This is a genomic window from Sphingobacterium sp. UBA3549, assembly GCF_002376635.1.
Taxonomy (GTDB): Bacteria; Bacteroidota; Bacteroidia; order Sphingobacteriales; family Sphingobacteriaceae; genus Sphingobacterium.
The window spans coordinates 123,431-148,022 of the sequence record NZ_DFOE01000002.1 but is presented as its reverse complement, the minus strand read 5'-3'; the positions used below and the strand labels follow the sequence as shown (position 1 = coordinate 148,022).

Genomic DNA, 24,592 nt, shown 5'->3' with positions numbered 1-24,592 from the left:
AAGTTAATTCCAGATTCATTCGATTGCCATGGTGGCCTATTAATTTTGTATAAAAATAATTGGATATGGCAAAGGCAACGCGGGTATTGATCCCAAGTGATTTTACAATTGATTCGCTTTTTTTTGTTATTCACAGCATCGAACAATCTACAGCGGAAGAGCTTGACATCATTCTAGTCTATGGCAATAAGAGTAGTGCTTCGATCAGTGAACTATTAGGAATTACATTGGAAGACCAACTCAGCAATCTTCAATCCGAAGATTTCTTGAAAGCCTGCCAAATGATCTGTCATCGGTATGAAAATCGTAAGCTAACAATCTATACCGATATCCTCAGCTCGGACAATCTCAATTATTTACAGCATTATTTGCGTGGAGCTCGGATTGATGAAGTCAAAGTTCCAACAGATTATGAATTTGAAAAAAGAACACGGCATTTTTTTGACGTCGGACAGGCTTTGCTTCATTTGAATAGAAGCAAACAGAAGAATGTCAGGATTGTAGAAAAACCTGGAACAAATAAAACAGGGAGAAATGTGTTAGCGGATTTATTTTTTAACAAAAAATGGGATGTTAATTATTAAGAGAAAAATACTGGCAAAATTCAACTTTGTATTGTTGACTTTTTTGCTTTTGGGAGCAAGTTCAATGGTTGTTTTTTATGAAAACCCTGAGCGGCTTTTAGAGGGGGAATGGGAAGAGCAAGGTTGGTACTTTGAGAAAGTGGAGAAGTCTCCTATGTTTAAAAAGCAGACGGTTATTCATGAAGGAATAAAGGATGCCGCAATAGCTCATCTTCCGCCTTTGCAGGATGGGTTATGGCACTTTGAGAGGATGGGCGATAAAAATTTTATTGCGCATCATGAGGATAAACAATACAACTGGTTTTTGAAGGGGAGGGGGCACATCCTTGAGCTTCGAAAGAATGATGAGCTTATCGAAAGTTTTGTTATTCAGAAACTGAATAAAAACCAATTGGTGCTGCACCTTAATTTGGATATGCAGACAAAAGGGATAGCGCGTATCGTGTTGAAAAAAGGAGGAAAGGAAAAATATGCTGAGAAAATATAGCAATCATAGGACCATCGAAGATAATATTAAGTTGGGAGGGATTACCGCTTTTTCGGCGGGAATGGTTAATGTCGCTTCCGTCATCGTCTTTTTCTCGTTTACATCCAATGTAACCGGCTATTACGCCGTTTTTGCGCAGGAGATAGCGAAAGGAAATTGGTATCAAGGGGCAGTGGTGCTGTTTTGGATATTACTTTTTTTGACGGGAAGCATGCTTTCGAATCTTATTATTATCCATGGTAAAGGACGTTTTAGTTCCTACCTGACTCATTCTATTCCCTTGGCGTTGGAAATACTGAGTATATTGTTTGTAGGGATATATCTGGATGTATTTTATGAGGATTCATTAAAAGAAACAGAGATACTTGTTGGTGCACTATTGTTTTCGATGGGACTACAAAATGGTTTAACGGCGAGCATATCAAATTTTGTCGTAAAAACGACACATCTAACAGGGTTGACGACAGATCTTGCAATATTAATTTCGATGTTCACTAAAGAATCAAACCGAAATAATAAGGCATTGGTGGACAAATTTCATTTGCTTTTGAGCATTGTTGGAGCTTATGTACTTGGAGGGCTTTTAAGCGGTATTTCTTTTACCTACTTATCGAATAAAACTTTTTACATAGTCTGTTTTGTTCTTTTAATTATCGGCTTGTACGATCATTATAAATTGTATATGTTGAAAAAACAATTTGTAAATCGTCATCGTGAGGGAGTGGCGACCTAAACTGGGGGCTATATAATTTTATCCAGTTGGTATGGGAAATCTTCGTTCATCAGCTGTTTATAATTGTGGCAGAATTGTTGAAATTTTATACGGGCATCCTCTTGCTGATGTAAGGCAAACATCGCTTTTACTTGAGAGAATATAGCCTGTTCATTCAAAGGATCCAATAACAGTATGGCATGGGCTAACGCAATGCTTTTTTTATGTTGATGTGCGAGGTCCGCTTGCTGAAGTTTCGACAGCAAAATAGGGAGCAAATTTTGTTCAACTTCAGTTTTTAAGGTATCAAATACAGGGTGATCCAATCCCTGCAAGAACTTTCCCCGCTGAATGATTTGAGTTAATCTGCTTTCATTGATGTACGAAGGATCATCCATTAACTGGGTACATGCTACATAATCACAATAGAATTCTTCTGTTGTTTCAATAATAAATCGGCCCTTCTTATGTACAAGTTCTATTCCTGTAAATTCGCTCAGTACTTTTCTTAAATGGTTGATCGTAACTCCTCGTGAGTTCTTGACCTTATCTTCTGATTTGTCAGGCCACATCATCTGGCTGAAATATGGAGAACTGATACCCCATCGGTGGGATAGGATGAGGCAAAATGCCTGCTTAAGTTTTGTGCTAAATAAATAGGAGACATCCCGTTTGTTTCGGTCAAACGCACGGAACTCACCGAATAGAAAAATTGCATTCGGACGGACAGAATCGTTTTTTTGTGGCAATTGAGCAGTTACTACTATTGGATTAGTGATAACGGCCGTCTCTTCTAGTAGATTAGTTAATTGTCTTTTTCCTCTTTTTTGCCTCCAAATAAAGTAAGTACTCAATCCAAATATTCCCAATACCATCAAGCATAGGAATACCTTGCGCTGTGAACCATATCTGGGAAAGCTGTTTAGCTCTGTCAAGGTTATAGGAGTCATGTTTAATGAATAAACCTTTAATGTCGATTGGATATCATCCTTTGATTCCTGAACCAATACTAGGAGTCGGCCTAACTGCTTATCCATATAAAGTTGGGCATGTGTACTTATTTTATCTGAGTAGATCGGGATGGAGTCGCCTACTATGGCAAAACTTCCATCTTGAATCGAAAAGCGATAAAGTTGAATATGTGATTTTGTTAGATACTCTGGATAGCATAAAGCATAAAAGTGCGCTTCATCAGGGAAGACCAAACCTCGGGCCGGTACGATATGCTTATCTTTCCACATGATGTCCCATTTTTTAATGATTTTCTTACTGTTCAAATTAATTTGATAAAAATCATACAGATATTTTCGCCCAACAATATGTTCTCCGGATTCATTGCCCATACCTCCAAATATATAGGCGGTATGATCTTCGGTACCTTTTCCAGCAGTAAGAAAATAACGTGGGAAGATCTTATCACCTGACCATCCCTGTACGGTTTGCCATTTGTTGGAGTCGACATCGTAACGTCTAAATTCATCACTGTATGTCATATTGCCATAGCCCCCGAAAATATAGAATCGCCGATTTCTTTCGTCATAAAAAGAGCCATGATGATTTAGCTCCTTCTTGATCAGGTCGGAGCTCTCAACTGTCCATTTGTAACTTTCAAGATCGAGACTCGCGACTGTAGGACCGAAATAAGATTGCGTATAAAAAAGTTCATAAACATAGAGTTTATTTGTCGCGGAGTCGATGAAATTATTTCCTAAAACCAGTTTAACAGGACAGGGGTTTTGAAATGCCAACTTATTTGTCTGATTGGTTTTTATATTGTATATGGTTATGGAATCCTGATTAAAATAGTAAATCTCTTTTGTTCGCTGATTGTAACATGAGCCAGCTTGCGACGGTGAACTGTTTGAAAAAATATTTTTCCATTTGTAAGAATCTAGAATCAGCCATGTTGGATTGGAAACGCTCCCGTAAGCATTGCCGTCTTCATCGTGGACAATACCTCCCGCATTTTCCTTTAGTGGAAAGAAGTACTGATGCGTTGCATTTCCAATACGTACATTTTTGATGGACATCATAGGTACATCAATTAGATAATCACTTTTTCCAAAAATAATCCGGGGAGTGTATACTTGTGGTAGCTTGACCCTTGGTGATTCATACGTCTGATCCTGGATCTTGAGCTTAAATGCTTGCTCTTCAAGATCAAAGGTCAACTGAATGTTTATCCATTCCTCCTTAAACAGGCGCTGTTGATTTATTTTCGCGATGATCAGACTAGTCTTACCTTCTTCATTCAGTCGGAAGATACAATTTTCTCCCTCTTCATCATAAAACAGATTATAAATCGTATTGTTGTCTTTATTCTTGACACGGAAGATATTACCTAATGAGTTGGATGAATAAATGGATAATTCAAATGCTAAGGTAAACTGCTTCTCAAATGAAATATCCTTTTTATTAAATAATTCATAGGAGGTTCGTTTATCTATAGGTTCATGGCCGGCGCTAAACTTGAGCCCCTGAGATAGGGAAAGTATCGGAATTAAAAGCAAAAAAACAATATATAGTGTACAGCGTGGCATAGCACAATCAAAAACTTAAACCAATTCGTCGTCGACAATGAGCTGCTTCATGTTACCTGTTGCCCCTTGTCGGCTTTTAATGAAATCGTAACGGTTAGGATATCCCTTATCAATATCTAACAGCGTTAAAAGTATGCAAAAAAATGCGGCCAATAAAATAAAACCTATGTTACAATCACCAAGTGGCATTTGTATCATTAATGATTATATAAAAACAAATAGCGGCAAGGGTTATCGTTTTATTTTTGCGTTTTAACCCAAATTTAACCCAAAAAATAATCAGTCAATACTACCTTGCGTTCGAATTCCTACAGGTATTTCCGGTAGAAACTCGAACTAATTATAAATCGAAAATCTTACTTATGAAAGTCTTTAAAAAGCTGCAATTTGTTATTGTTGCTTCTGTATCCATGATGATTGTTCCGTATGGATATGCCGAGGCACAAACATCTTTTTCCGTTGCCGATATCAAAAACAGTCACAATATTCAAGAGCAAAACTTACTCCGTGCGATGGAACTTTTTGAACGATCAATGGAAGTTTATTTCTCGGCTGATGGACAAGCTATGTATCGTTTTTATAACCCGGATACAAAGGTGCGTTCCCAAGAAAAAGCAAGTGTATGGATGTATTCCGCCTCGATAGAGGCTGTCAATGCCATCTTAGGTGGTCTCAAGTCGCAGAAAGAAAATGGGAACCATCGTTTATTTGATCAATACTATAAGCGCTATGTTAACCTGTTGGCCCAGCTCCATGGTAATGCAGCCTATTATTTAGGTTCCTTCAACCTTATTTCCTTTACGCAGACACAGGACTGGACAGTTTACGCTGTAGATCGTGTTGGGGAAAAAGGTAAAGCCAATGTAACCGGCGTTCTCAATGTTTATGACGATCAGATGTGGATTATACGGGAGTTGATAGAGGGTTACCGTCTGACTGGTAAAGATACATATCTAAAGGAAGCCGAGTATCTGACTGCTTATGTCCTCGATGGATGGGACTGTACACGTGATAATCGAGGGCATGAAAATGGTGGAATACCTTGGGGACCGGGCTATGTAACGAAACATGCCTGTAGCAATGCACCAATGGTTAGCCCGCTGATTTGGTTACACGAAATCTATAAATCCAAGAAGGACCTCATAACATACCGGTATATTGATATAAAAGACCAACAATCCCGTCGTTCCAAAACGATTCGGAAGAGCGAGTTTTATTTGGATTTTGCTAAAAGGATTTACGCTTGGCAAAAGGATCATCTATTGAACGATAAAGGTGTATATGATGATATGCTGGGCGATTGTTATCCAGATTGCAGTATTGCCTACGAAATAGTGGATGGCATAAAGTACCGAAAAAACACCCAACTGAGGAAAGCCGTTGGCACCTCTTTTTCCTATAACAGCGGCACGATGATTTCTGGAGCTGCTGATCTGTATCGGGCGACCCAATCAAAAATCTATTTGGAAGACGGCGAGCAGTTGGCCGATGCCAGTTTCCAATATTTTGCTAAACTAGGTTCGCAGGTTCCTGCGCACTATACTTATGCTTCGGATGGATTTAACAACTGGTTTAATGGTGTATTGCTTCGAGGGTTTCTTCAGATTTCTCCAATTTTCAAAAAAGCTGGAAGTTATAAGGAATCCTTTCAACAGAATTTGGACTATGGATATACACACTTTTTACGTTCAGGCTTATTACCACAAGATCTTCTCGGGGGATGGCATGCAGACAAAGGTAAAAATAACCTAGAGGGAATGTTCATGTTTGCCTATGCGGCACAGTACGCAATGCTGGCTCAGGATCATGACGGGAAATAACCGGATGAGGTAGAAGATCAACGGAAGCAAGATTTACTTTAGAAACAAATACCAATAAAACCGAGCCTACAAGCTCATGAAATACTTCAAATAGCACAATCACTAGTTAAAACCAATTTATTAAGATGAAAAAGGATATAGGGAAATCGAGGCGGCGACTCAGCACACTGCTTGTGCTGATGGCGCTGGGTATTCCGTCCATCGGATGGGCCCAACAACGGAATGTCAGGGGAAAAGTATTGGATAGTAACAATAAGCCGATTGCTGGAGTGACGATATCGGTTCAGAACGCAGATAGCCGTATAGAGACAACGACCAACGCGGACGGAAGCTATTCCATTAGTGTTCCTGAAGGTAAAAAACTATTATTTAAGTCTCTTGGCTTCAGCGCTAAGGAAGAGGTTACTGATGGGAAATCCACGATTAATGTTGTATTGCAAAGCGATGATATGCAGTTGGAAACAGTTGTTGTAGTCGGTTATGGTACGCAGCGTAAACAATCACTAACCGGTGCCATTGCATCTGTCAAGGGGACAGAAATGAGGCAGACGAAAAACGAAAATCCGCAGAATATGCTAACTGGTCGGGTGGCTGGTGTACGCGTTTGGCAGAAGAGTGCAGAGCCAGGAGCTTATAGTGCAAATTTTGATATACGTGGCATGGGAGCTCCCTTAGTCGTAATTGACGGGGTACCCCGTACAAGTGAAGACTTTCAACGTCTCAACCCGAGTGATATTGAAGACGTTTCGGTACTAAAGGATGCATCGGCTGCCATTTATGGAGTGAGGTCGGCAAATGGTGTTGTACTGGTAACGACAAAAAAGGGAAAGGAAGGGAAGACGAACGTCAATTATAATGGATCTTATACTTTTCAAAGGCCTTCGGGACTGCCTGTATTGGCTGATGCGATCAGTGCCATGACGGTCTACAATGAGAAATCCATGAATAATATCAATGGTGGCAGTCCCATATATACCGAAAAAGATTTTGAAGATTTTAGAAATGGGACACGACGTTCGTCCGATTGGACTGGTCTGATCTTTTCAAAATATGCGCCGCAGACTCAACACGATATTAGTTTTTCGGGTGGAAGTAATAAAGTTCAATATTATATTGGGGGCGGTTATTCATACCAGCAAGGCTTTTTTAAATCAGGTGATCTTAATTATAATAAATACAACTTGCGGTCCAACATTTCGGCAGAATTGGCCAAGGGATTGAAACTTGACTTAAATATCAGCGGCATGGCCGATCAACAAAATAATCCTTACAACAGTGCTGTTGATATCATTCGGAATTATTGGCGTCAGGGTGTATTGTTTCCTGCATACGCAGATCCTGACAATACTTTGTTAAATTATGAGGGACTAGATTTAGAACAAAATACCGTCGCGATGATGGATGCCGCTATTTCCGGCTATCGCAAATTCAAAAAGAAGACTTTTCAATCTTCCGCTGCGTTAAATTATGATTTGAGTAATTTATCCCCTTTGCTTCAAGGATTTTCAGCAAAAGCGTTAATTAGTTACGATTACCGTGCGGATAACAATTCCCTGTTCAGAAAGGAATATTATCAGTATGCATTGAATAAAACAACAGGTAAATATGATCAGAAACTCTATAACTTGAGCAGTCCAAATCAAATGAAGCGGGAGTTTTACGATAAGCAACAGGTATTGGGACAATTTATTTTGAATTATGATCGAACTTTTGCGGAGCAACATAAGCTAGCTGTGCTTGCGGGCTGGGAATCACAAAAAAACGATGGTGATAACTTCTATGGATTGAAAAATCTTGCTTTTGGTTCAGATCAATTGCTCGCTGGTGTAGAAGACGGACAAATGACTTCCATGTATGGCGGAATCGGTGACTACTATAATGAAGCGAAGTCTGCGCTATTTGGACGTGTTAACTATGATTTTGCTGGACGTTATATTGCCGAATTCCAGTTTCGCTATGATGGATCTTCCCGTTTTGCAAAAGGGCATCAATGGGGTTTTTTCCCTTCCGCTTCTATAGGATGGCGTATCTCTGAAGAACCATTTTTCAAATCGATTGACGCACTCTCTTTTGTCAATCAACTCAAATTACGCGGTAGCTACGGTGTGCTGGGTGACGACTTGTCAGATTCATGGGATTTTGGTTGGGTGCCTGGTTATGTTTATCCTGCTACAAGCGGAAATGCTGAAAATGGATATAACAATCAATACGCGCCAGGCTATATGTTCGGTGATAAATACATTACGGGCGTAAGCCGAAAGGCTATCGCCAATGAATTAATTACTTGGTATAAAGCGAAAACCTTCAATGTCGGTTTAGATTTTGAAGGCTGGAACGGTTTATTTGGTTTTACCTTAGATTATTTTGAACGAACGCGATCAGGGCTATTTCAACGGCGTACAAGTGAATTTCCTACGGTAATCGGGGCCATAGCTCCGATGGAAAATGCCAATAGTGATCGTCATATGGGAATGGAATTGGAATTGAAACATCGTAATAAAATCAACGATTTCTCCTATAATATTCGCGCGATTGCCACGGTGACCAGAAATAAATATCTCACAGCAGTTCAAAATGGTCCGTACAAAAACTCGTACGACCGTTGGCGTAATGACAACTTCAATGACCGGTATCAAGGAATACAATTTGGCTATGAATCGGCAGGACGGTTTGAAAATTGGGCCGATATCTGGAGCTATCCAATTTACAAGGAACGTGATGTATTGCCTGGAGATTATAAATACCTGGATTGGAACGGGGATGGCGAAATTAACGATCAGGATGAACATCCATTTGCCTTTGACCAAACGCCTTGGGTCAATTATAGTTTGAATATCGAAACTGCGTATAAAAATTTCGATATTAACCTTTTATTTCAAGGCTCAGCTTTGGGGTCAATGGAATATAAAGAACCTCTTTATGCAATATGGGGCACAAACGGAGGCGGAACGCTTGAGCAATATCTTGACCGCTGGCACCCTGTTAATCCATTGGCCGATCCTTATGATCCCGTAACAGAATGGGTGCAGGGCTATTATGGTTTCACAGGACGATACCCAAAATCCAATTCTGAATTTAATCGGGTGAGTACAGCTTATTTACGTCTTAAAAGCATTGAATTGGGCTACACCTTTTCGAATTTAAAACCATCCTCCTCATCGATGCGATTACGTGTTTATGCAAATGCTTACAATTTATTTACGATCACAGGCGTGCGATATGTGGATCCCGAACACCCAGACGATAATTTAGGTCGGATGTATCCATTGAATAAAACCTATTCATTAGGCTTATCGCTTACTTTTTAGCAAGCAAAAAATACATTACGATGGAGCCATCATGATTTATTTAATCTTATTGGGGAATGGATAAATCGGATAGCTTCATCACAATTGAAAAGCAAATTTATACAGATGAAAAAATTACTCGTTATATTATCATTAGCTGGCTCCATCGGATTTATAGGTTGTGCCGATCTGGATATCACGCCAAAAAATATTGTCACAGATCAAGATCTATTGAATACCCCAGCCGGTATGGATATCTATATGGCTCGGATGTACAGCCTAATGCCTTTTGAAGATTTTAAGTATATGGCACAATGGGGGATAGAATTTAATGGTTGGCTGGCTGCCATTGGAATTGAAGGAACGGGCGAAGCTGTGACCAGGGATGGAATAAGTACTTCGTTTACTGGCGAGCGGACAGCGTATTGGGAAAGAGCGTTCGAATTACTTCGGGATGCCAATCATCTCATTGAAACTCTACCGAATTACAAGGATAAATTTTCTGAAGAACTTTATAATCATTACTTAGGTGAGGGATACTATGTTCGGGCAACCGTATTCTACGCCATGGCACGACGCTTCGGGGGAATTCCTTTGGTGACGAAAGAACTGCAATATCCGAATACATTGAATAATCTGGAAATACCTCGTTCCAGTGAGGAAGATACCTGGAATCAAATCCTCAAAGACTACGATGAGGCCATTAAATTACTCATGGCGAAGAGTCCCAAAACAGGTTATTCCAACAAGTTTGTAGCCCTGTCTTTTAAGTCCGAAGCCATGCTCTATGCTGGAAGTGTGGCCAAATATAATGAAACTGTTTCTGGTCGCTTGACTGGTCTCGGAAGAAAAACTGGTGTACGGGTGATCGGTTTCGATGCCACCACAGCAAGAGCTGCATCACAAAAGTACTTTGGAGAAGCTTACGCCGCAGCTCGACAGGTAATAGCAGCTGGGGGGTATTCGCTGTATAAAAAGAAATGGGCAGCTAACGATAAAGAAGCTCAGTATCAAAATATGGTGGACATGTTTAGTGACCTCAGTAGTCCGGAAAATATATACGTTAAACAATATGTTTATCCGACATTGACACATAGTTTTGATGCATTTAGTTCGCCCTTCACTTTTCGATCGCCACTGTCTGCGGGTACTTGTCCAACGGTAGATTTTATGGAACTGTTTGATGGATTTGACAAATACGCCGACGGCACAGTTAAAGTGACTACCGGACAAAGCAGCAAGGACGGGGAGTATAGACTGTACGACAAACCGATGGACTTCTTTAAAAATGCTGAACCTCGCTTGCGTGCTTATGTTATCTTTCCCGATGATATTTTTAAGGATCGAAAAATGGAAATACGGGCGGGCATTTACACCGGTTCAGCACCCATAAAGCCGCTGTTCACGGATTATTCTTATGCAAGCGCGGATACACGTTACCAACAGCTGGGTGCTTACACAGGTTCACCAAAGACGCTTTACCTGAGTCCAAGAGATGGTGGTGGTCAGCAAACTGTTGATTATAATGGACAAAAAATGAATGCTGCCGGAAACGAAGGACCATTCTTTGATAATGGTGAAGCGACATTAACCGGTTTTTATGTGCGTAAATGGCTGAATACAAATCCAGCAAAAGAAGTAGGGGAAGGGAAATCTGATCAGCACTTTATTTTAATGCGTTACGCTGAGGTCTTATTAAATGCAGCTGAAGCAGCTGTCGAACTCAAAATGCTGGGTGCGAATCCTACTGATGGAAGCGACCCTTTACAGATGGCAACCAGTGCTGTCAATGAGATTCGCTCGCGCGCGGGAGCAGATTTGCTAACAGGTGCGATCTCTGGAGATAATGCCGGAAGAGATATTGTCCGGAGAGAGCGTCGCAAGGAACTTGCGTTTGAACATAAAGCAAAATGGGATTTGCGTCGATGGCGAGTGCTGCATTTTGAAGGCCGGGATGGTTTTTGGGGAACACAGAAGGATAAAAATTTATATAGCAACAATGAAAATTTTAGGTTCAGGGGGTTATATCCTTTTTTTTCCACCTCAACGGGTAAATACTTCTTTGATGCACGATTTCAATGGGTAAGTACCAAAACATTCCGGTATACACCTATAGACTATTATTTTGAAATCCCCGGAGGAGAGGTAGCTAAAAGTCCCGTGATTGACCAGCAACCTAACCGATAAACAAGTATGCTGTGCTGAGAGCGTAGAGGCGCTAAGCACAGGTCACTTGGAAGGTCTGAAATTCTAATAACAAAGTGAATGACTGGTGGAGCAGCGTTCCGGAAAATAGCAAGCAAATCAATTCGGAATATTCAAACCATCACTAAACGTAAAAGAGATGAAAAATAGTGTTTTCGGCGCGATAGGCATCCTATGTATGCTAAGTTCGTGCAGCCTTTTTGAGGCAGATAATTATGAAGCGCCTTCGGTGGCATTAAAAGGTGTTGTGGTCGACGCATCGACCGACGAACCCATATTGACCGATCAGGGAAGTGAGGGGATTCGCGTTCGGTTAAAAGAACTCAGTTGGGGCGATAATGTGGAACACAACCCTGATTTCTATTGTATGCCTGACGGAACGTTTCAGAACACGAAATTGTTTAAAGGTAATTACAATATCACTGTTGATGGACCTTTTATTCCATTGGTGCGTACCGATGGCGATGGGAAGGTGCTATCAGATGACAGCAAAAACATGGAGCTGAATGGCTCTCATGAAATCAAGATGGAGGTGCATCCTTTTCTCAAAGTCGAATGGGTCGGAAATCCGGTTGTGGAAAACGGAAAGGTAAAAGCCAAGGTAAAAGTTACCCGCGCCATAACCGAACAGTTTTTTCGGGATAAAATTGAACCTTTGGGAAATTATAATGGGGATTTTTTAAATGTGACAGATATACAATTCTTTGTCAGCTATTCCTCCACGGTAGGGTATAGAGCGCGGGACGAACGTTGGTCTAGCAAAATCGAGTATGGGGGCAACAGTTTTAACGCAAAATTAGGGCAGGTTATTGATCTCGAATCTGTGGGAGAAATCCCAAAAGGGCGGACTGTTTTCATTCGGGCAGCCTCGCGAATTAATTACGACACTCCCCGTGGAACGGGAACGCGCAGATGGAATTACAACGAAGCCAAAAGGGTCGATATTCCCTAAGGGAATCTGTAGCCATGTTGAGCCAGTCTGTTAAAAATACCATGATAAAATTTGAATTTTCAATAGGACTGGCTCACTCCTCATTTGCTCGATCTAATGGGGTAAACCTGTTGAATAGTAGGGGGAATATAGGCGTAAACCGTACGTAAAGAAGTAGACAATAAATTATGATAAAAACGAATATACTCTCGTTAATAATGTTGGCGGCGTTGACGACGGTCGCCCAAGAGAGAGATCCGGTAAAGACGACATTTCAAACCTCCAGCGAGTGGCGCCCTACAATCGATAATCGGGCGGACGCGGTGATGGTCTATGGAACAGGAGGGAATCCATCAGACAAATCCCGAAAGCCCCCTTTTGAAGAACGTGTCAAGTCCTGGCGCGATAAGGGGTATATTGTTCATTTTATGACTGGGATTGCCTGGGGCGAGTACCAAGATTACTTTACAGGGAAATGGGATGGGAAGATGCACTTGGATGAGGGACAGGTCGATGTCAAAGGCGATACCATCTGGCATGGTCATATGGTACCCTATATCGTTCCTACTGAAAATTATTTAAAATATATCAAGCAGATGCATGTCAAAAGGGTCATTGATGCTGGCATCGACGCCATATTTATGGAGGAACCGGAATTCTGGGCACGTGCCGGATACAGTGAATCGTTTAAAAAAGAATGGAAAAAATACTATGGTTTTGAATGGCGACCACAGCATGAGTCGCCAGAGAACACCTACTTATCCAATAAGTTAAAGTATGCTTTATATCTCCATGCGCTGAATGAAGTCTTTACTTATGCTAAATCTTACGGTAAAACCAAAGGAATGGACGTAAAATGTTATGTGCCGACGCACTCTTTGATCAATTATTCGCAGTGGATGATCGTCAGTCCCGAAGCGAGTTTGGCTTCTCTTCCCTGTGTGGATGGTTATATCGCGCAGGTATGGACAGGAACTTCACGTGAACCGAATTATTTTAATGGATTAGCGAAAGAACGCGTTTTCGAAACGGCATTTTTGGAATATGGTGCAATGGAATCTATGACGGCTCCTACCGGAAGGAAGATGTTTTTTTTGACAGATCCGATCGAAGATTGGCCCCGGGATTGGGCCGATTATAAGAAAAACTATCAGGCGACATTCACAGCACAGCTTTTATATCCAAATATCGCCAATTATGAGGTGATGCCCTGGCCCGAACGTATTTATGAGGGACTGTATAAAACAAGCCCTAATAGTGATCAAAAAGAAAAAATACCAAGACATTATTCGACCCAGATGCAGGTTATGATCAATAGCCTGAACAGTATGCCCAAATCAACCGGCAAAGTCTCTGGATCGACAGGGATCAGTGTGCTTTTGGCAAATTCATTGATGTTCCAGCGTTTTCCGACACATGCCGGATATGATGATCCACAACTAGCCAACTTTTATGGGCTCGCCCTTCCTTTCCTAAAGCGCGGTGTACCTATAAAAACAGTTCATTTGGAGAATTTAGCGGTAAAGAATGCCCTCGCGGACACGAAAGTCCTGCTCATGTCTTATTCCAATATGAAGCCATTAGTCCCTGAAGCACATCAGTACCTTGCAGATTGGGTAAAAAATGGTGGCGTCTTGATGTATTGTGGAACGGATCTTGATCCTTTTCAAACGGTGCAGGAATGGTGGAATATGAATGGTAGAAAGTATCAAAGGCCATCCGATCATCTATTTGAGCAGATGGGACTGAAGGACGAAATGGCAAAAGAGGGAAAATACAGGTATGGGAAAGGCACTTTGTACGTATTACGATCCGATCCTAAGGAATTTGTGATTAAACCTGATAACAGTCAGAAACTGCTGGATGTGACCAAGAATCTTTATGAAAGTAATGGTAAAGGGGAAAAGCTGCAATTTAAAAATTATTTTACACTGACGCGAGGCAATTACGATCTGGTAGCTGTATTGGATGAGAGTGTGAGCAATCTTCCTTATCAGGTTAAGGGAAATCTAATCGATCTTTACGATCCGACTTTGCCCATTATCACGTCTAAAAGTATACAGCCGAATGAGCAGTGTTTGTTTGTGAATATCGATCACATAAAGAACAAACAACAACCACAGGTGTTGGCCTCCGCAAGTCGTATCTACAACGAAATAACGGCTAATTATCGGTATTCATTTACTGCAAAAAGCCCGATTAATACGACCAACATTTCGCGTATATTATTGCCTAATAAGCCAAAACGTATTTTGGTAAGTAAACACAATGTCTTTTCAGAAGCAAATTGGGATACGAGAACAAAAACCTATTTACTGGGATTTGAAAATAGTCCTGATGGTGTTCAGGTAGATATTGAATGGTAACCTCGATGTTAAGATAAAGATACCAATCTGTATCAGGAAAACCTGAGCTAAAATATGCTTCAATCGGCAGATCCGATTCTAAAAAAAGAACCAGATTCCTAGCAAATCTGGTTCTTTTATTTATTCCAATTGAAGAGCAATTTGAATTTAATTTCGGACATATGTATTGAAAGGCTGCCTGTTAACCTAAGTTTAATGTGTCTAGAATGGAGATTATGGTTCAAGTAATAGGTCACCTCGATTGTGATTCCTGAAATTCAGTTGGACTTTGTCCAAACTGTTTTTGAAAATTACGCGAAAAATGTGTTGCGGAACTGTAACCTAGTAAATTTGAAATTTCGTACACTTTATACTGTTTTTGAATAAGCAGTTCTGCTGCTTTTCGGAGCCTGGTCAAATTAATCAATTCATTGGGCGAGAGGCTCGATACAACATTGATTTTGCGGTACAGTGTAGGTCTACTCATACAGAGAATGTCGGCCATGCGGTCCACATTGAACTGTGGATCATCGAGGTGCTGCATAATAATTTCTTCAATCTTCAGCAAGAACTCCTGTTCACTTTGGTTTTGGCCAATCTGCTGTATTTGGGACATTGGATTTTTGATAAAAAACTCTTTAACCTTTATCCGGTTCTTTAACAAGCTAGCTATTTGCGCCCTCAAAAAAGCAGGCGAAAAAGGTTTTTCAATGTAAGCATCAGCACCAAATTCCAGTCCTTGAATTTTTGATTCAATACTATTTTTTGCAGTCAAAAGTATCACTGGAATGTGTGCATAAGCGATATTTTCCTTGATTCTTTGACAAAGCTCAAAACCATCCATTTCCGGCATCATTACATCGCTTACAATCAGATCGAAATATTCAGAAGCGAGTAAATCCAACGCTTGCTTTCCATTAGAACTTGTCGTTATCTGATAATCTTCATTGAGATCATCTGCGATGAATTCGAGCAGTTCGGTATGGTCATCTACTAGTAATAAATTGGATTTGGCATTCATAATTATGGATTTGTATTGTGATTCAAAGGTAACGTCAAAGTGAATACGTTCAATTGAAGGTCATTTGTAGTATATAACAAGGTACCTTGGTGTTTCAACGTTAGGGATCTTGTCAATGCCAAGCCCAGACCACTTCCAGGAACATTCTTATTTTGTTTTAAGCGATTGAATGGTTCAAAAATTCTTTCCCTTTCTTCTGAAGGAATTAAAGCGCCGTCGTTTTTCACGGTCAATATAAAAATATTTTTCTGTATATCCATATTCAAATTTACCTCAATAAAGGATAAGGAATATTTAAGGGCATTATTCAATAGGTTATAGCATATCTTGTCAAATGCGTCCGCATCGATTTGACCGATAATATCGGGTATAATTTTCGATACAATCTGTTTTCCTTGCGACTGTAAAGTCACTGTAAAGTTACCGATGATTTCCTGAACCATCAGGCTGATGTTTTCTGATTCAAAGTGCAATTTAAACCCTTCCGTTTCGACTTTCCTAAAATCCAGCAATTGATTGCTAAGGGCAATTAGTTTCTCCGTGTTGTTTTGCATGGTCAATAATAGTTTGTCGGTGACGGGATTGTGATCTACCTTATCCATAAGTTTTTCTAGGGGGGCTTTGATCAAGGTCAATGGCGTGCGTATTTCATGCGCAACATCGGTATAGAAATTGATTTTTGAACGATAGAGTTCTTGTTCGCGTAGGTTCTGTACGGTTAAGAGATGTTGGCGATTGCGTTGTTTGATCTTTTCATTAAAATGATAAATTATAAATATAATCAGTCCAGCGGCTATTAATGCATAGCAAATAAAGGCCGGTACACTTGCCCAGATCGGTGGAAGGATCGTGATTTTAAGACTAGCAAAAGTAGGGATTGTATTGCCATTGGGATCTTCTGCTTTTACTGTAAAAATATATTTTCCGGGAGAGAGCTTGGTAAAATATGCACGTTGATTGCTTGTAATGTCTATCCACTTGTCGTCAAGGCCTTCCATCTTATAACTATAATGAATAGAGTGGGGGGCTTGATAATGCAAAGCCGCAAAATCAAGGCTGAAAGATGATTCGTCGTGTTTTAGTTTTATATTCTTAGTGAATAATATTGATTTGGATAGAATATTGGGATCGGTATATTGATTGATCGCTCTGTTGTTGATGTAAAAATTAGTGATATAAATCGGTATTTGATTCTTATAGTTAATTTGGTTTAGCTTTTCCGGGTTGAAGCGAATAAGTCCATTGATGGTGCCGAAATAGAAGTTTCCATTCTCATCATCAAAAGATGAATTGTAATTGAACTGAATAGTCGGAAGGCCTGACTCCAAGTTGAAAATCCGTTTTCTACCATTGGGAAGGTGGTAGCGTACCAAGCCCTTAGACGTACTCACCCAAAGATTATCTTGTTTATCTTCTAAGAAGGCTAGCGTCACATTACTGGGCATTCCTTCGGCTAGACCAATGTTTTGAAAGCCCTCTTGATTTATTTTTTTCTTTGCCATTCCACCTTCTGTGGCTATCCAAATCTGCTGTTGAGAGTCCTCAAATAAGCTATTGATCCTATTATTTGGCAAGGAGCTAGGGTCGTTCTGCCGATGTGTGTAATGTTTGAAGTAACGCGTCGTCGGGTGATAACAAAACAGTCCATCTCGCCACGTGCCAACCCAGATATTCCCCTTTTTATCTTCCAAAATGCTTGTGTAAAACATATATTCTGGAACATTATTGATGAGGTGGAACGATTTTTTATCAAAATCAAAGCGGTATAATCCACGCGTTGAAGCTACGAGAATATCCCCTTTCCGGGTTTTGTAGAGATAAAATAGAAAATTACTTTGGAGATCGGATGATGCCACATTACTGTTGCGGTCGATGTGATAGATAACTTTTTGAAGCTTGGGCGAAAAAATGTCGAGACCATTGACGAAAGTGCCTATCAGCAATTTGTCGCCAATAGGGAGAATTCCATGGATGTTGTTATTTGCCAGATTGCCTTGTTTGTCCGAGAAGTTTTGAATTCTACCCGATATGGGGTCGAGTTTTGATAATCCACCGTTTTCGGTGCCTATCCAAATATTATGGTCGATATCCTTTTTTATAATGCGTACGGCAGACCCTTTTAAGCTCCCTGGGCGGTCCTGTGGCAGGAATTTTTCGATTATACTGTTGTTTTTATGATAATAGTTGATTCCACCAAAATACGTCCCCAACCAGATACCTTCGTCTTTATCCTGTAAGACGTTATAAATAGCATTGTCGGATATGCCCCAAGGGTTTTCTTGCTCTTTTTGAATATTGATGAATTGTTGACTAGCTATTTGATATATAAAGAGACCAGATTCTGTTGCAAACCAATATTCATGATCGTTTGGCTGTAAAATATCTCTTACATAGAGAAATTGCTTCAATTGTTGGGGGCCCAGTATGGGTTTAAGCGATTTGTCTTTGAATCGGTAGCTATAGACCCCCGTTTTGGAAGTGCCGATCAATAGATCTCCTTCGCGATTTTCTTTTATTTTCTCAATACTAAACCAATCTTTAGCACCATATTTTGCTTGAAAGTCGAGCATCAGCACAGGGGTGCCCGCAGCATCTATTTGGAAAATCTTCCCTTCAGGAGTGCCAAAAAACACCGTTCCGTTTTTCGTGCAGCTGATGGAGGTGATGTACAGGTCTGATTTAGTCAATTGTCGAATTTCATGACTCATCAAATCATGGTAATAGAGCATTCCATTGGATATAAACCAAATCTTTTTGCGTTGATCGGTAATGATAACAGGGACATCTGCATTTTCAAATTGTTTGCTCAAAAGTCTAAATTGTTCATCCACGGGATCGTAGCAGTAGATTCCCTGATCTGTACCAATCCATATTCTTTTTCGAAAGTCTTCTGTCAGCGAAATGATGTTGTTGCCACCTAGGGTGTTTTTCCCAAGGCTCGGGGCGTCAAAATGTTTGAAATTATTGCCGTCGAAGCGATTTAACCCATCCTTTGTACCAAACCAAAGAAAGCCATGACTGTCCTGCATACTACAGATAACTGCATTGTTTGACAAGCCTTCATTAATTTGATAATGATTAAAATAATAGGGCTGTGCATAGAGCAACCGTGGAAGAAACAGAAAGAATAGAAAGCGTAGAGACTTCAGGTTGATCATGATCATTTGGTTATTGATACAAAATAGTGCTAAAATGAAACAATTTAATCTTAAAATTTCTCAAAAATTTAAGACTTTAGCCTATGTATAGTAATCGCTAAAATTATAAAAAATCTAGAAAAGGACACAAGTTCTATCTAAACAAAGATTATAAACCATTTTAAAATACGACGAATGAAAGGAAAAATGACCTTGCTTGGTCTTTCTGCAATGCTCGCTTTTTGTGTGTCTTGTCAGCAATCGACTGGTTCCAAAACTCCTAAAGCAGATTCTTTAGCGGCCCTGATGGATACTGTGCAGTTCCGCTCAACCATTGATCAAAAACAGGCTTACCTCTATAAATTGAGCAATAAAAATGGCGTGCAGGCTTACTTCACCAACTTTGGCGCACGATTAGTCGGTTTGTGGGTTCCAGATAATAAAGGGGAGTTATGCGATGTAGTTTTAGGATTTTCTAAAGCTTCTGATTATAATAATCCAAAAGAGCCATTTTTCGGTACCATTGTTGGACCTTTTGGCAATCGTATCGCCGGAGGGAAATTTAAACTGGGTGACGAAACCTATACGTTGGTGGTAAATAATGGCCCCAATACCTTACATGGCGGTTTCAAAGGGGTGCATTTTGCCCATTGGTCATTAAAATCTTCCGATCCATCATCGCTTACTTTTGCCTATACCTTACCGGACGGAAATGAGGGCTTTCCGGGCAATATTCAAATGGAAGTGACGTATACGCTTAACGACGATAACGAATTGATGATTGGTTACCGGGCTACCTCCGATAAAAAGACGGTGATCAACTTAACAAATCATGCTTACTTTAATTTAAATGGTGAGGGAAGCGGTACAATTCTGGATCATCAACTTCAGTTGTTTGCCAACCAATATACACCTGTTGACAGCACCTTGATACCTTCTGGACAGTTGACTTCGGTGAAAGGAACGCCTTTTGATTTCACGAATTTAAAGTCGATTGGAGAAGATATCAACGCAAATGACCAGCAACTTAGCTTTGGAAAGGGATATGATCATAATTTTATATTGAGTAGAGAAAAGGAAGGAGACTGGTATAAAGCGGCGCATGTGGTCGGTGATAAATCAGGTGTCGTCATGGATATATTGACGGCTGAACCGGGTATACAGTTTTACAGTGGCAATTTTATGAATGAGCAGGTACAATTGAAGAATGGAAAAAAAGATTCATTTCGCACCGCTTTTTGTCTAGAACCGCAGCATTTCCCGGATGCTCCGAATCAACCTGCTTTTCCAACTACAGTCCTTAACCCTGGAGAAGTTTATCAGACGAAATCCCTGTATCGTTTTTCGGTAAAATAATACATATTTAATAGTGATTGGTTTGAAAGTGCACCGCTGTGAAGTGGTGCGCTTTCTTCATTTAATAGGCTTAAATGCATTTTGCAGTTCCGTTTTATTGATTTGATACAAATAGGCAGTTTTTTGAGAAAAATCAATCATCCAACTCATTCATTAAACCTTATTTTTGGATAATCTGTTATAAACTAATCAAGCCAACAATGACGAAAAAAATCGGTTTATTATCTTATTTGATTGGAATTTGTTTTCTAAGTTCAGCGCAAAGCAATGTCGTAATTGCTGTTGATCATTTGCCGGTGCAGGGGAAAAATTTAAACTATATTAATAACCGATTGCCTTTAAAACAGAATGCCCTGCTAAAATTACCTGTAGGAAGCATCGTACCCGAAGGTTGGCTTGGGAAATATCTGCAGCTGCAGAAAGATGGTCTTACAGGCCATCTGGGAGAAATTAGCGCTTGGCTATCCAAGAAAAATAATGCTTGGCTAAGTACAGATGGGAAAGGAGACTATGGTTGGGAAGAAGTTCCTTATTGGTTAAAAGGCTACGCTAATTTGGGCTACATCTTGAAAGATCCTAAAATCATAGCGGAGTCGAAGATCTGGTTAGAAGCGGCCCTTAAAAGCCAGCGTCCTGATGGATACTTTGGCCCATTGATCCTGCGTAATAACAAACCGGATCTTTGGGGTAATATGTTAATGTTATGGTGCCTGCAATCTTATTATGAATATAGCGCTGACCAGCGTGTTTTAACGTTGATGACCAATTATTTTAAATGGCAGGCCAATTTGCCGGATAGTTTTTTTCTCAAGGATTATTGGGAGAACAGTCGTGGTGGTGACAATTTGCTATCCGTTTATTGGCTCTATAACAGAACACAAGGTAATGAATGGTTGATGGATTTGGCGGATAAAATCCATCGGAATACCGCCAATTGGAGACAAAAAGACGATTTGCCCAATTGGCATAACGTCAATGTTGCCCAATGTTTCAGAGAGCCAGCAACCTATTATTTGAAAAGCAAGTCGAGTGACGATCTGAAAGCGACCTACGCTAACTTTCATTATGTCCGGCAGGTATTTGGTCAGGTTCCAGGGGGTATGTTCGGTGCTGATGAAAATGCCCGTCCTGGATATACCGACCCCCGTCAAGGGGTAGAAACCTGTGGTATGGTGGAACAGATGGCCTCTAACGAGATCCTTCTCGGAATAACCGGAGACCCTTTTTGGGCAGATCATGCCGAAGAAGTTGCATTTAATACCTACCCCGCAGCTGTAACAGCCGATTTTAAAGCGCTAAGGTATATTACAAGTCCCAATATGACCATCAGCGACAGTCATAATCATGCTCCTGGAATTGATAACAATGGACCATTCTTAATGATGAATCCCTTCAGTTCCCGCTGCTGTCAGCACAACCACAGTCAGGGTTGGCCCTATTATGCCGAACATCTGTACATGGCAACCAATGACAATGGTATTGCGGCGTTATTATATGCTGCATCGAAGGCTGAAATAAAAGTCGGAAACAACCAAGCTGTTCAGATCAAACAACAGTCCAATTACCCTTTTGAAGAGTCTTTGCGATTTGAAATAAGCACCCAGGGTAAAACTGTTGATTTCCCATTTTATCTCCGTATACCTGCCTGGGCCAAACAAGCGAAAGTTACTGTCAATGGTAAAAGCCAGCAGGTTGAAGCTGGAGCAAAATATATTCGGATTGAACGGAAATGGAAAGACGGTGACAAAGTCGAACTCTCCTTACCGATGACCATTGATCTGAAAACATGGAACGCCAATAAAAATTCAGTGAGTATCCAACGGGGACCATTGACCTATGCCCTCAAAATAAAAGAGAACTACGTAAAAAAAGATACTAAAACCTCGGCAATTGGCGATTCGAAATGGCAGGAGACTGCAGATCCATCAAAATGGCCATCCTATGAAATCCTTCCTGCAAGTGACTGGAATTACGGACTTGTACAAAATCAGTTGCAAACATTAGACCAATTGAAAGTTGTGAAAAGGGCGTGGCCTAAGGATGCGTTTCCCTTCGATGCAGAGGCAGTACCTATTTCTATCCTTGTCAAAGCGAAACGTATTGACGGGTGGAAAATTGATGAAAATGGTCTGACAGGCGTATTGCCACTTAGTCCAGTGGAAAGTATGGGCGAGGTACAGGAAGTCGAACTGATTCCCATGGGAGCAGCACGTTTACGCATTGCTGCTTTTCCAACCGTGAAATAATGTAAATACGATATAAAATAAATGACTTAACGATTTTTATGATGAAGAAAACCTTATTTTTTGCCAGTTTGATGATGGCAGCACAATTGAACTTTGCTCAGGATTGGAAACCCGCGGGGTCACATATATTAACCCCTTGGGGCGAGAAAGTAACAGCACAAAAGCCACATCCTGAATATCCTAGACCACAATTAACCAGAACCAACAATTGGCAAAATTTAAATGGCTTATGGAAATATGCAATTACTCCAGTAGGTAATAAAGAGATTCCGCGTCAATGGGAGGGGAATATCCTTGTTCCTTTTGCTATTGAGTCGGCGTTGTCGGGTGTTGGTAAAGAAGTAGGAAAAGATAAGGCACTATGGTATAATAATACCATAACACTGGATAAGTCTGTCAATAAAAACAAGGTTCTGTTGCATTTTGGGGCAGTGGATTGGCAATGTGATGTGTATGTAAATAGCCAATTGGTTGGAAGACATGAGGGTGGTTTTGACCCTTTTTCCATGGACGTGACCAGTTTTCTAAAAAAAGGTGCAAAGCAGGAAATTGCCATCCGGGTATGGGATCCTACGGATGATGGACCTCAACCACGCGGTAAACAGGTGAACAAGCCGAATGGGATATGGTATACGCCTGTCACAGGAATATGGCAAACCGTGTGGTTGGAAAGTGTTCCACAATCTTATATTGTTAATACCAAACAAACACCACGATTGGATGAAGGGATCTTAGCATTTCAGGCTACTGTCGAAGGAAGCCAAGCGGGTGATGAAATAAAGGTCCGTGCATTAGATGGGGGGAAAGTTGTGAAAGAACAGGTCGGGCAGCCCAATACATCTTTTGATCTTGCAGTACCTAATTTGCAACCATGGTCGCCGAGTAACCCTAAACTTTATGACTTAGAAATCCAGTTAATTCGTAAGGGCAAGATTGTTGACCAAGCGAAAAGCTATTTTGCCATGCGAAAAATAGCCATGCAAAAAGACGAAAATGGTATTCAGCGGTTGATGCTGAATAATCATTTTACCTTCCAGTATGGCCCATTGGATCAAGGTTGGTGGCCGGATGGACTACATACAGCACCAACGGATGAGGCTTTGAAATTTGATGTGATCAAAACAAAGGAAATGGGATTCAATATGATCCGCAAGCATATCAAAGTAGAGCCGGCGCGCTGGTACCGTTACTGCGACAGTATAGGTATGCTCGTTTGGCAAGATATGCCTAGTGGTGATCTTGGCGGAAATCATTGGGATATGCAGCCAGGGAAAATTTCTGGTGGAAATCGGGATAAACAGCGTTCGCAGGAATCTGAAGGTTACTACAAAAAAGAATGGAAAGCCATTATGGAGGTATTGCATAACTATCCAAGCATTGTTATTTGGGTGCCGTTTAATGAGGCCTGGGGACAATTCAAAACCAAGGAAATTACCGAGTGGACTATGGCTAATGACCCTTCAAGACTGGTTAATAGCGCTAGTGGCGGTAACTTTATGGAAACTGGACATATCTTGGATATCCATAATTACCCAGACGCAGCCATGCCTGATCCAAATTTGTTTGGGGCCAAACAAGTGCTTGCATTGGGTGAATTTGGAGGTTTGGGTTTGCCGATAGATGGACACTCATGGCAACAAAAAGATAATTGGGGATACCAAAGTTTTAAGAATAAAACGGAATTATTGGAGCGTTACAAACGCCTGATCCATGACTTGACACGTCTAATTCCTATGGGATTGTCTGCCGCTGTGTATACCCAGACAACAGATGTGGAAGTAGAAACAAATGGCTTGATGACTTATGACCGTAAAGTTGTCAAAATGCCTGAGGCAGAGTTGAACGCTGCTCATCGTGCGCTCTACAATGCACCTACCAAGTAATTGATAGCGATATGGCCGCAACTCGAGTTGCGGCCTAA

Annotated in this window: 15 protein-coding genes; 11 read left to right on the top strand and 4 right to left on the bottom strand. The window is 40.6% G+C overall.

The window, feature by feature from the left end:
* The first annotated feature begins 65 nt into the window (after window positions 1-65).
* Genes B2W36_RS01600 through B2W36_RS01590 form a run of 3 tightly spaced genes read left to right on the top strand, consistent with a single transcriptional unit; the run spans window position 66 to window position 1,804 of the window.
* Window positions 66-584: a hypothetical protein gene (locus B2W36_RS01600; RefSeq protein WP_209574858.1), complete on the top strand. Its 519-nt coding sequence runs from the start codon at window positions 66-68 to the stop codon at window positions 582-584.
* Complete coding sequence (locus B2W36_RS01595) at window positions 571-1,071, top strand: hypothetical protein (protein WP_209574856.1); 501 nt, start codon at window positions 571-573, stop codon at window positions 1,069-1,071. The genes B2W36_RS01600 and B2W36_RS01595 overlap by 14 nt, the downstream gene beginning before the upstream one ends.
* Entirely contained in the window at window positions 1,055-1,804 is a 750-nt protein-coding gene (locus B2W36_RS01590) for a YoaK family protein (protein ID WP_293885024.1), read from the top strand. Before B2W36_RS01595 ends, B2W36_RS01590 begins: the two co-directional genes overlap by 17 nt.
* An 8-nt stretch (window positions 1,805-1,812) precedes the next feature.
* Here B2W36_RS01590 and B2W36_RS01585 read toward each other — a convergent pair whose 3' ends face one another.
* Window positions 1,813-4,323, bottom strand: coding sequence for a kelch repeat-containing protein (locus B2W36_RS01585; RefSeq protein WP_293886226.1), 2,511 nt, complete (start codon window positions 4,321-4,323; stop codon window positions 1,813-1,815).
* 15 nt (window positions 4,324-4,338) lie between these two features.
* Window positions 4,339-4,512, bottom strand: coding sequence for a hypothetical protein (locus tag B2W36_RS01580; protein ID WP_293886225.1), 174 nt, complete (start codon window positions 4,510-4,512; stop codon window positions 4,339-4,341).
* A 173-nt stretch (window positions 4,513-4,685) separates the two neighbouring features.
* Here B2W36_RS01580 and B2W36_RS01575 point away from each other — a divergent pair, with 173 nt between their 5' ends.
* From B2W36_RS01575 to B2W36_RS01555, 5 genes are all read left to right on the top strand, one after another.
* Window positions 4,686-6,143: a glycoside hydrolase family 76 protein gene (locus tag B2W36_RS01575; RefSeq protein ID WP_293886224.1), complete on the top strand. Its 1,458-nt coding sequence runs from the start codon at window positions 4,686-4,688 to the stop codon at window positions 6,141-6,143.
* Window positions 6,144-6,268: 125 nt separating this feature from the next.
* Window positions 6,269-9,451: a SusC/RagA family TonB-linked outer membrane protein gene (locus tag B2W36_RS01570; RefSeq protein ID WP_293886223.1), complete on the top strand. Its 3,183-nt coding sequence runs from the start codon at window positions 6,269-6,271 to the stop codon at window positions 9,449-9,451.
* A 105-nt stretch (window positions 9,452-9,556) separates the two neighbouring features.
* On the top strand, window positions 9,557-11,617 hold the full coding sequence (locus B2W36_RS01565) for a RagB/SusD family nutrient uptake outer membrane protein (protein ID WP_293886222.1): 2,061 nt from the start codon (window positions 9,557-9,559) through the stop codon (window positions 11,615-11,617).
* 157 nt (window positions 11,618-11,774) lie between these two features.
* Window positions 11,775-12,587, top strand: coding sequence for a DUF3823 domain-containing protein (locus B2W36_RS01560; protein ID WP_293886221.1), 813 nt, complete (start codon window positions 11,775-11,777; stop codon window positions 12,585-12,587).
* A gap of 167 nt (window positions 12,588-12,754) precedes the next feature.
* Window positions 12,755-14,932 carry a hypothetical protein gene (locus tag B2W36_RS01555; protein WP_293886220.1) on the top strand — a complete coding sequence of 726 codons (2,178 nt, stop codon included), beginning with the start codon at window positions 12,755-12,757 and terminating at the stop codon, window positions 14,930-14,932.
* 232 nt (window positions 14,933-15,164) lie between these two features.
* Here B2W36_RS01555 and B2W36_RS01550 read toward each other — a convergent pair whose 3' ends face one another.
* Together B2W36_RS01550 and B2W36_RS01545 are read right to left on the bottom strand one after the other, a co-directional pair.
* Complete coding sequence (locus tag B2W36_RS01550; protein WP_209574840.1) at window positions 15,165-15,932, bottom strand: response regulator transcription factor; 768 nt, start codon at window positions 15,930-15,932, stop codon at window positions 15,165-15,167.
* 2 nt (window positions 15,933-15,934) lie between these two features.
* Window positions 15,935-19,090, bottom strand: coding sequence for a sensor histidine kinase (locus B2W36_RS01545; protein ID WP_293885032.1), 3,156 nt, complete (start codon window positions 19,088-19,090; stop codon window positions 15,935-15,937).
* Between the two features lie 174 nt (window positions 19,091-19,264).
* Here B2W36_RS01545 and B2W36_RS01540 point away from each other — a divergent pair, with 174 nt between their 5' ends.
* The 3 genes from B2W36_RS01540 to B2W36_RS01530 all read left to right on the top strand — a co-directional run bounded on the left by B2W36_RS01540 (window position 19,265) and on the right by B2W36_RS01530 (window position 24,554).
* Window positions 19,265-20,425 carry an aldose epimerase family protein gene (locus B2W36_RS01540; protein WP_293886219.1) on the top strand — a complete coding sequence of 387 codons (1,161 nt, stop codon included), beginning with the start codon at window positions 19,265-19,267 and terminating at the stop codon, window positions 20,423-20,425.
* 200 nt (window positions 20,426-20,625) lie between these two features.
* Window positions 20,626-22,671 (top strand): beta-L-arabinofuranosidase domain-containing protein, encoded by a 2,046-nt coding sequence (locus tag B2W36_RS01535; protein ID WP_293886218.1) that lies wholly within the window; start codon window positions 20,626-20,628, stop codon window positions 22,669-22,671.
* A gap of 38 nt (window positions 22,672-22,709) precedes the next feature.
* A complete protein-coding gene (locus tag B2W36_RS01530; RefSeq protein ID WP_293886217.1) occupies window positions 22,710-24,554 on the top strand; it encodes a glycoside hydrolase family 2 protein in 1,845 nt (614 codons plus the stop codon).
* The last annotated feature ends 38 nt before the right edge of the window (window positions 24,555-24,592 follow it).

What these genes read in the sequence shown, in the direction of transcription:
- B2W36_RS01550 (WP_209574840.1), bottom strand. Translation starts at nt 15,932, where the DNA reads ATGAATGCCAAATCCAATTTATTACTAGTAGATGACCATACCGAACTG.
- B2W36_RS01570 (WP_293886223.1), top strand. Translation starts at nt 6,269, where the DNA reads ATGAAAAAGGATATAGGGAAATCGAGGCGGCGACTCAGCACACTGCTT.
- B2W36_RS01535 (WP_293886218.1), top strand. Translation starts at nt 20,626, where the DNA reads ATGACGAAAAAAATCGGTTTATTATCTTATTTGATTGGAATTTGTTTT.
- B2W36_RS01585 (WP_293886226.1), bottom strand. Translation starts at nt 4,323, where the DNA reads ATGCCACGCTGTACACTATATATTGTTTTTTTGCTTTTAATTCCGATA.
- B2W36_RS01540 (WP_293886219.1), top strand. Translation starts at nt 19,265, where the DNA reads ATGAAAGGAAAAATGACCTTGCTTGGTCTTTCTGCAATGCTCGCTTTT.
- B2W36_RS01560 (WP_293886221.1), top strand. Translation starts at nt 11,775, where the DNA reads ATGAAAAATAGTGTTTTCGGCGCGATAGGCATCCTATGTATGCTAAGT.
- B2W36_RS01600 (WP_209574858.1), top strand. Translation starts at nt 66, where the DNA reads ATGGCAAAGGCAACGCGGGTATTGATCCCAAGTGATTTTACAATTGAT.
- B2W36_RS01580 (WP_293886225.1), bottom strand. Translation starts at nt 4,512, where the DNA reads ATGCCACTTGGTGATTGTAACATAGGTTTTATTTTATTGGCCGCATTT.
- B2W36_RS01530 (WP_293886217.1), top strand. Translation starts at nt 22,710, where the DNA reads ATGATGAAGAAAACCTTATTTTTTGCCAGTTTGATGATGGCAGCACAA.
- B2W36_RS01545 (WP_293885032.1), bottom strand. Translation starts at nt 19,090, where the DNA reads ATGATCAACCTGAAGTCTCTACGCTTTCTATTCTTTCTGTTTCTTCCA.
- B2W36_RS01565 (WP_293886222.1), top strand. Translation starts at nt 9,557, where the DNA reads ATGAAAAAATTACTCGTTATATTATCATTAGCTGGCTCCATCGGATTT.
- B2W36_RS01575 (WP_293886224.1), top strand. Translation starts at nt 4,686, where the DNA reads ATGAAAGTCTTTAAAAAGCTGCAATTTGTTATTGTTGCTTCTGTATCC.
- B2W36_RS01595 (WP_209574856.1), top strand. Translation starts at nt 571, where the DNA reads ATGTTAATTATTAAGAGAAAAATACTGGCAAAATTCAACTTTGTATTG.
- B2W36_RS01555 (WP_293886220.1), top strand. Translation starts at nt 12,755, where the DNA reads ATGATAAAAACGAATATACTCTCGTTAATAATGTTGGCGGCGTTGACG.
- B2W36_RS01590 (WP_293885024.1), top strand. Translation starts at nt 1,055, where the DNA reads ATGCTGAGAAAATATAGCAATCATAGGACCATCGAAGATAATATTAAG.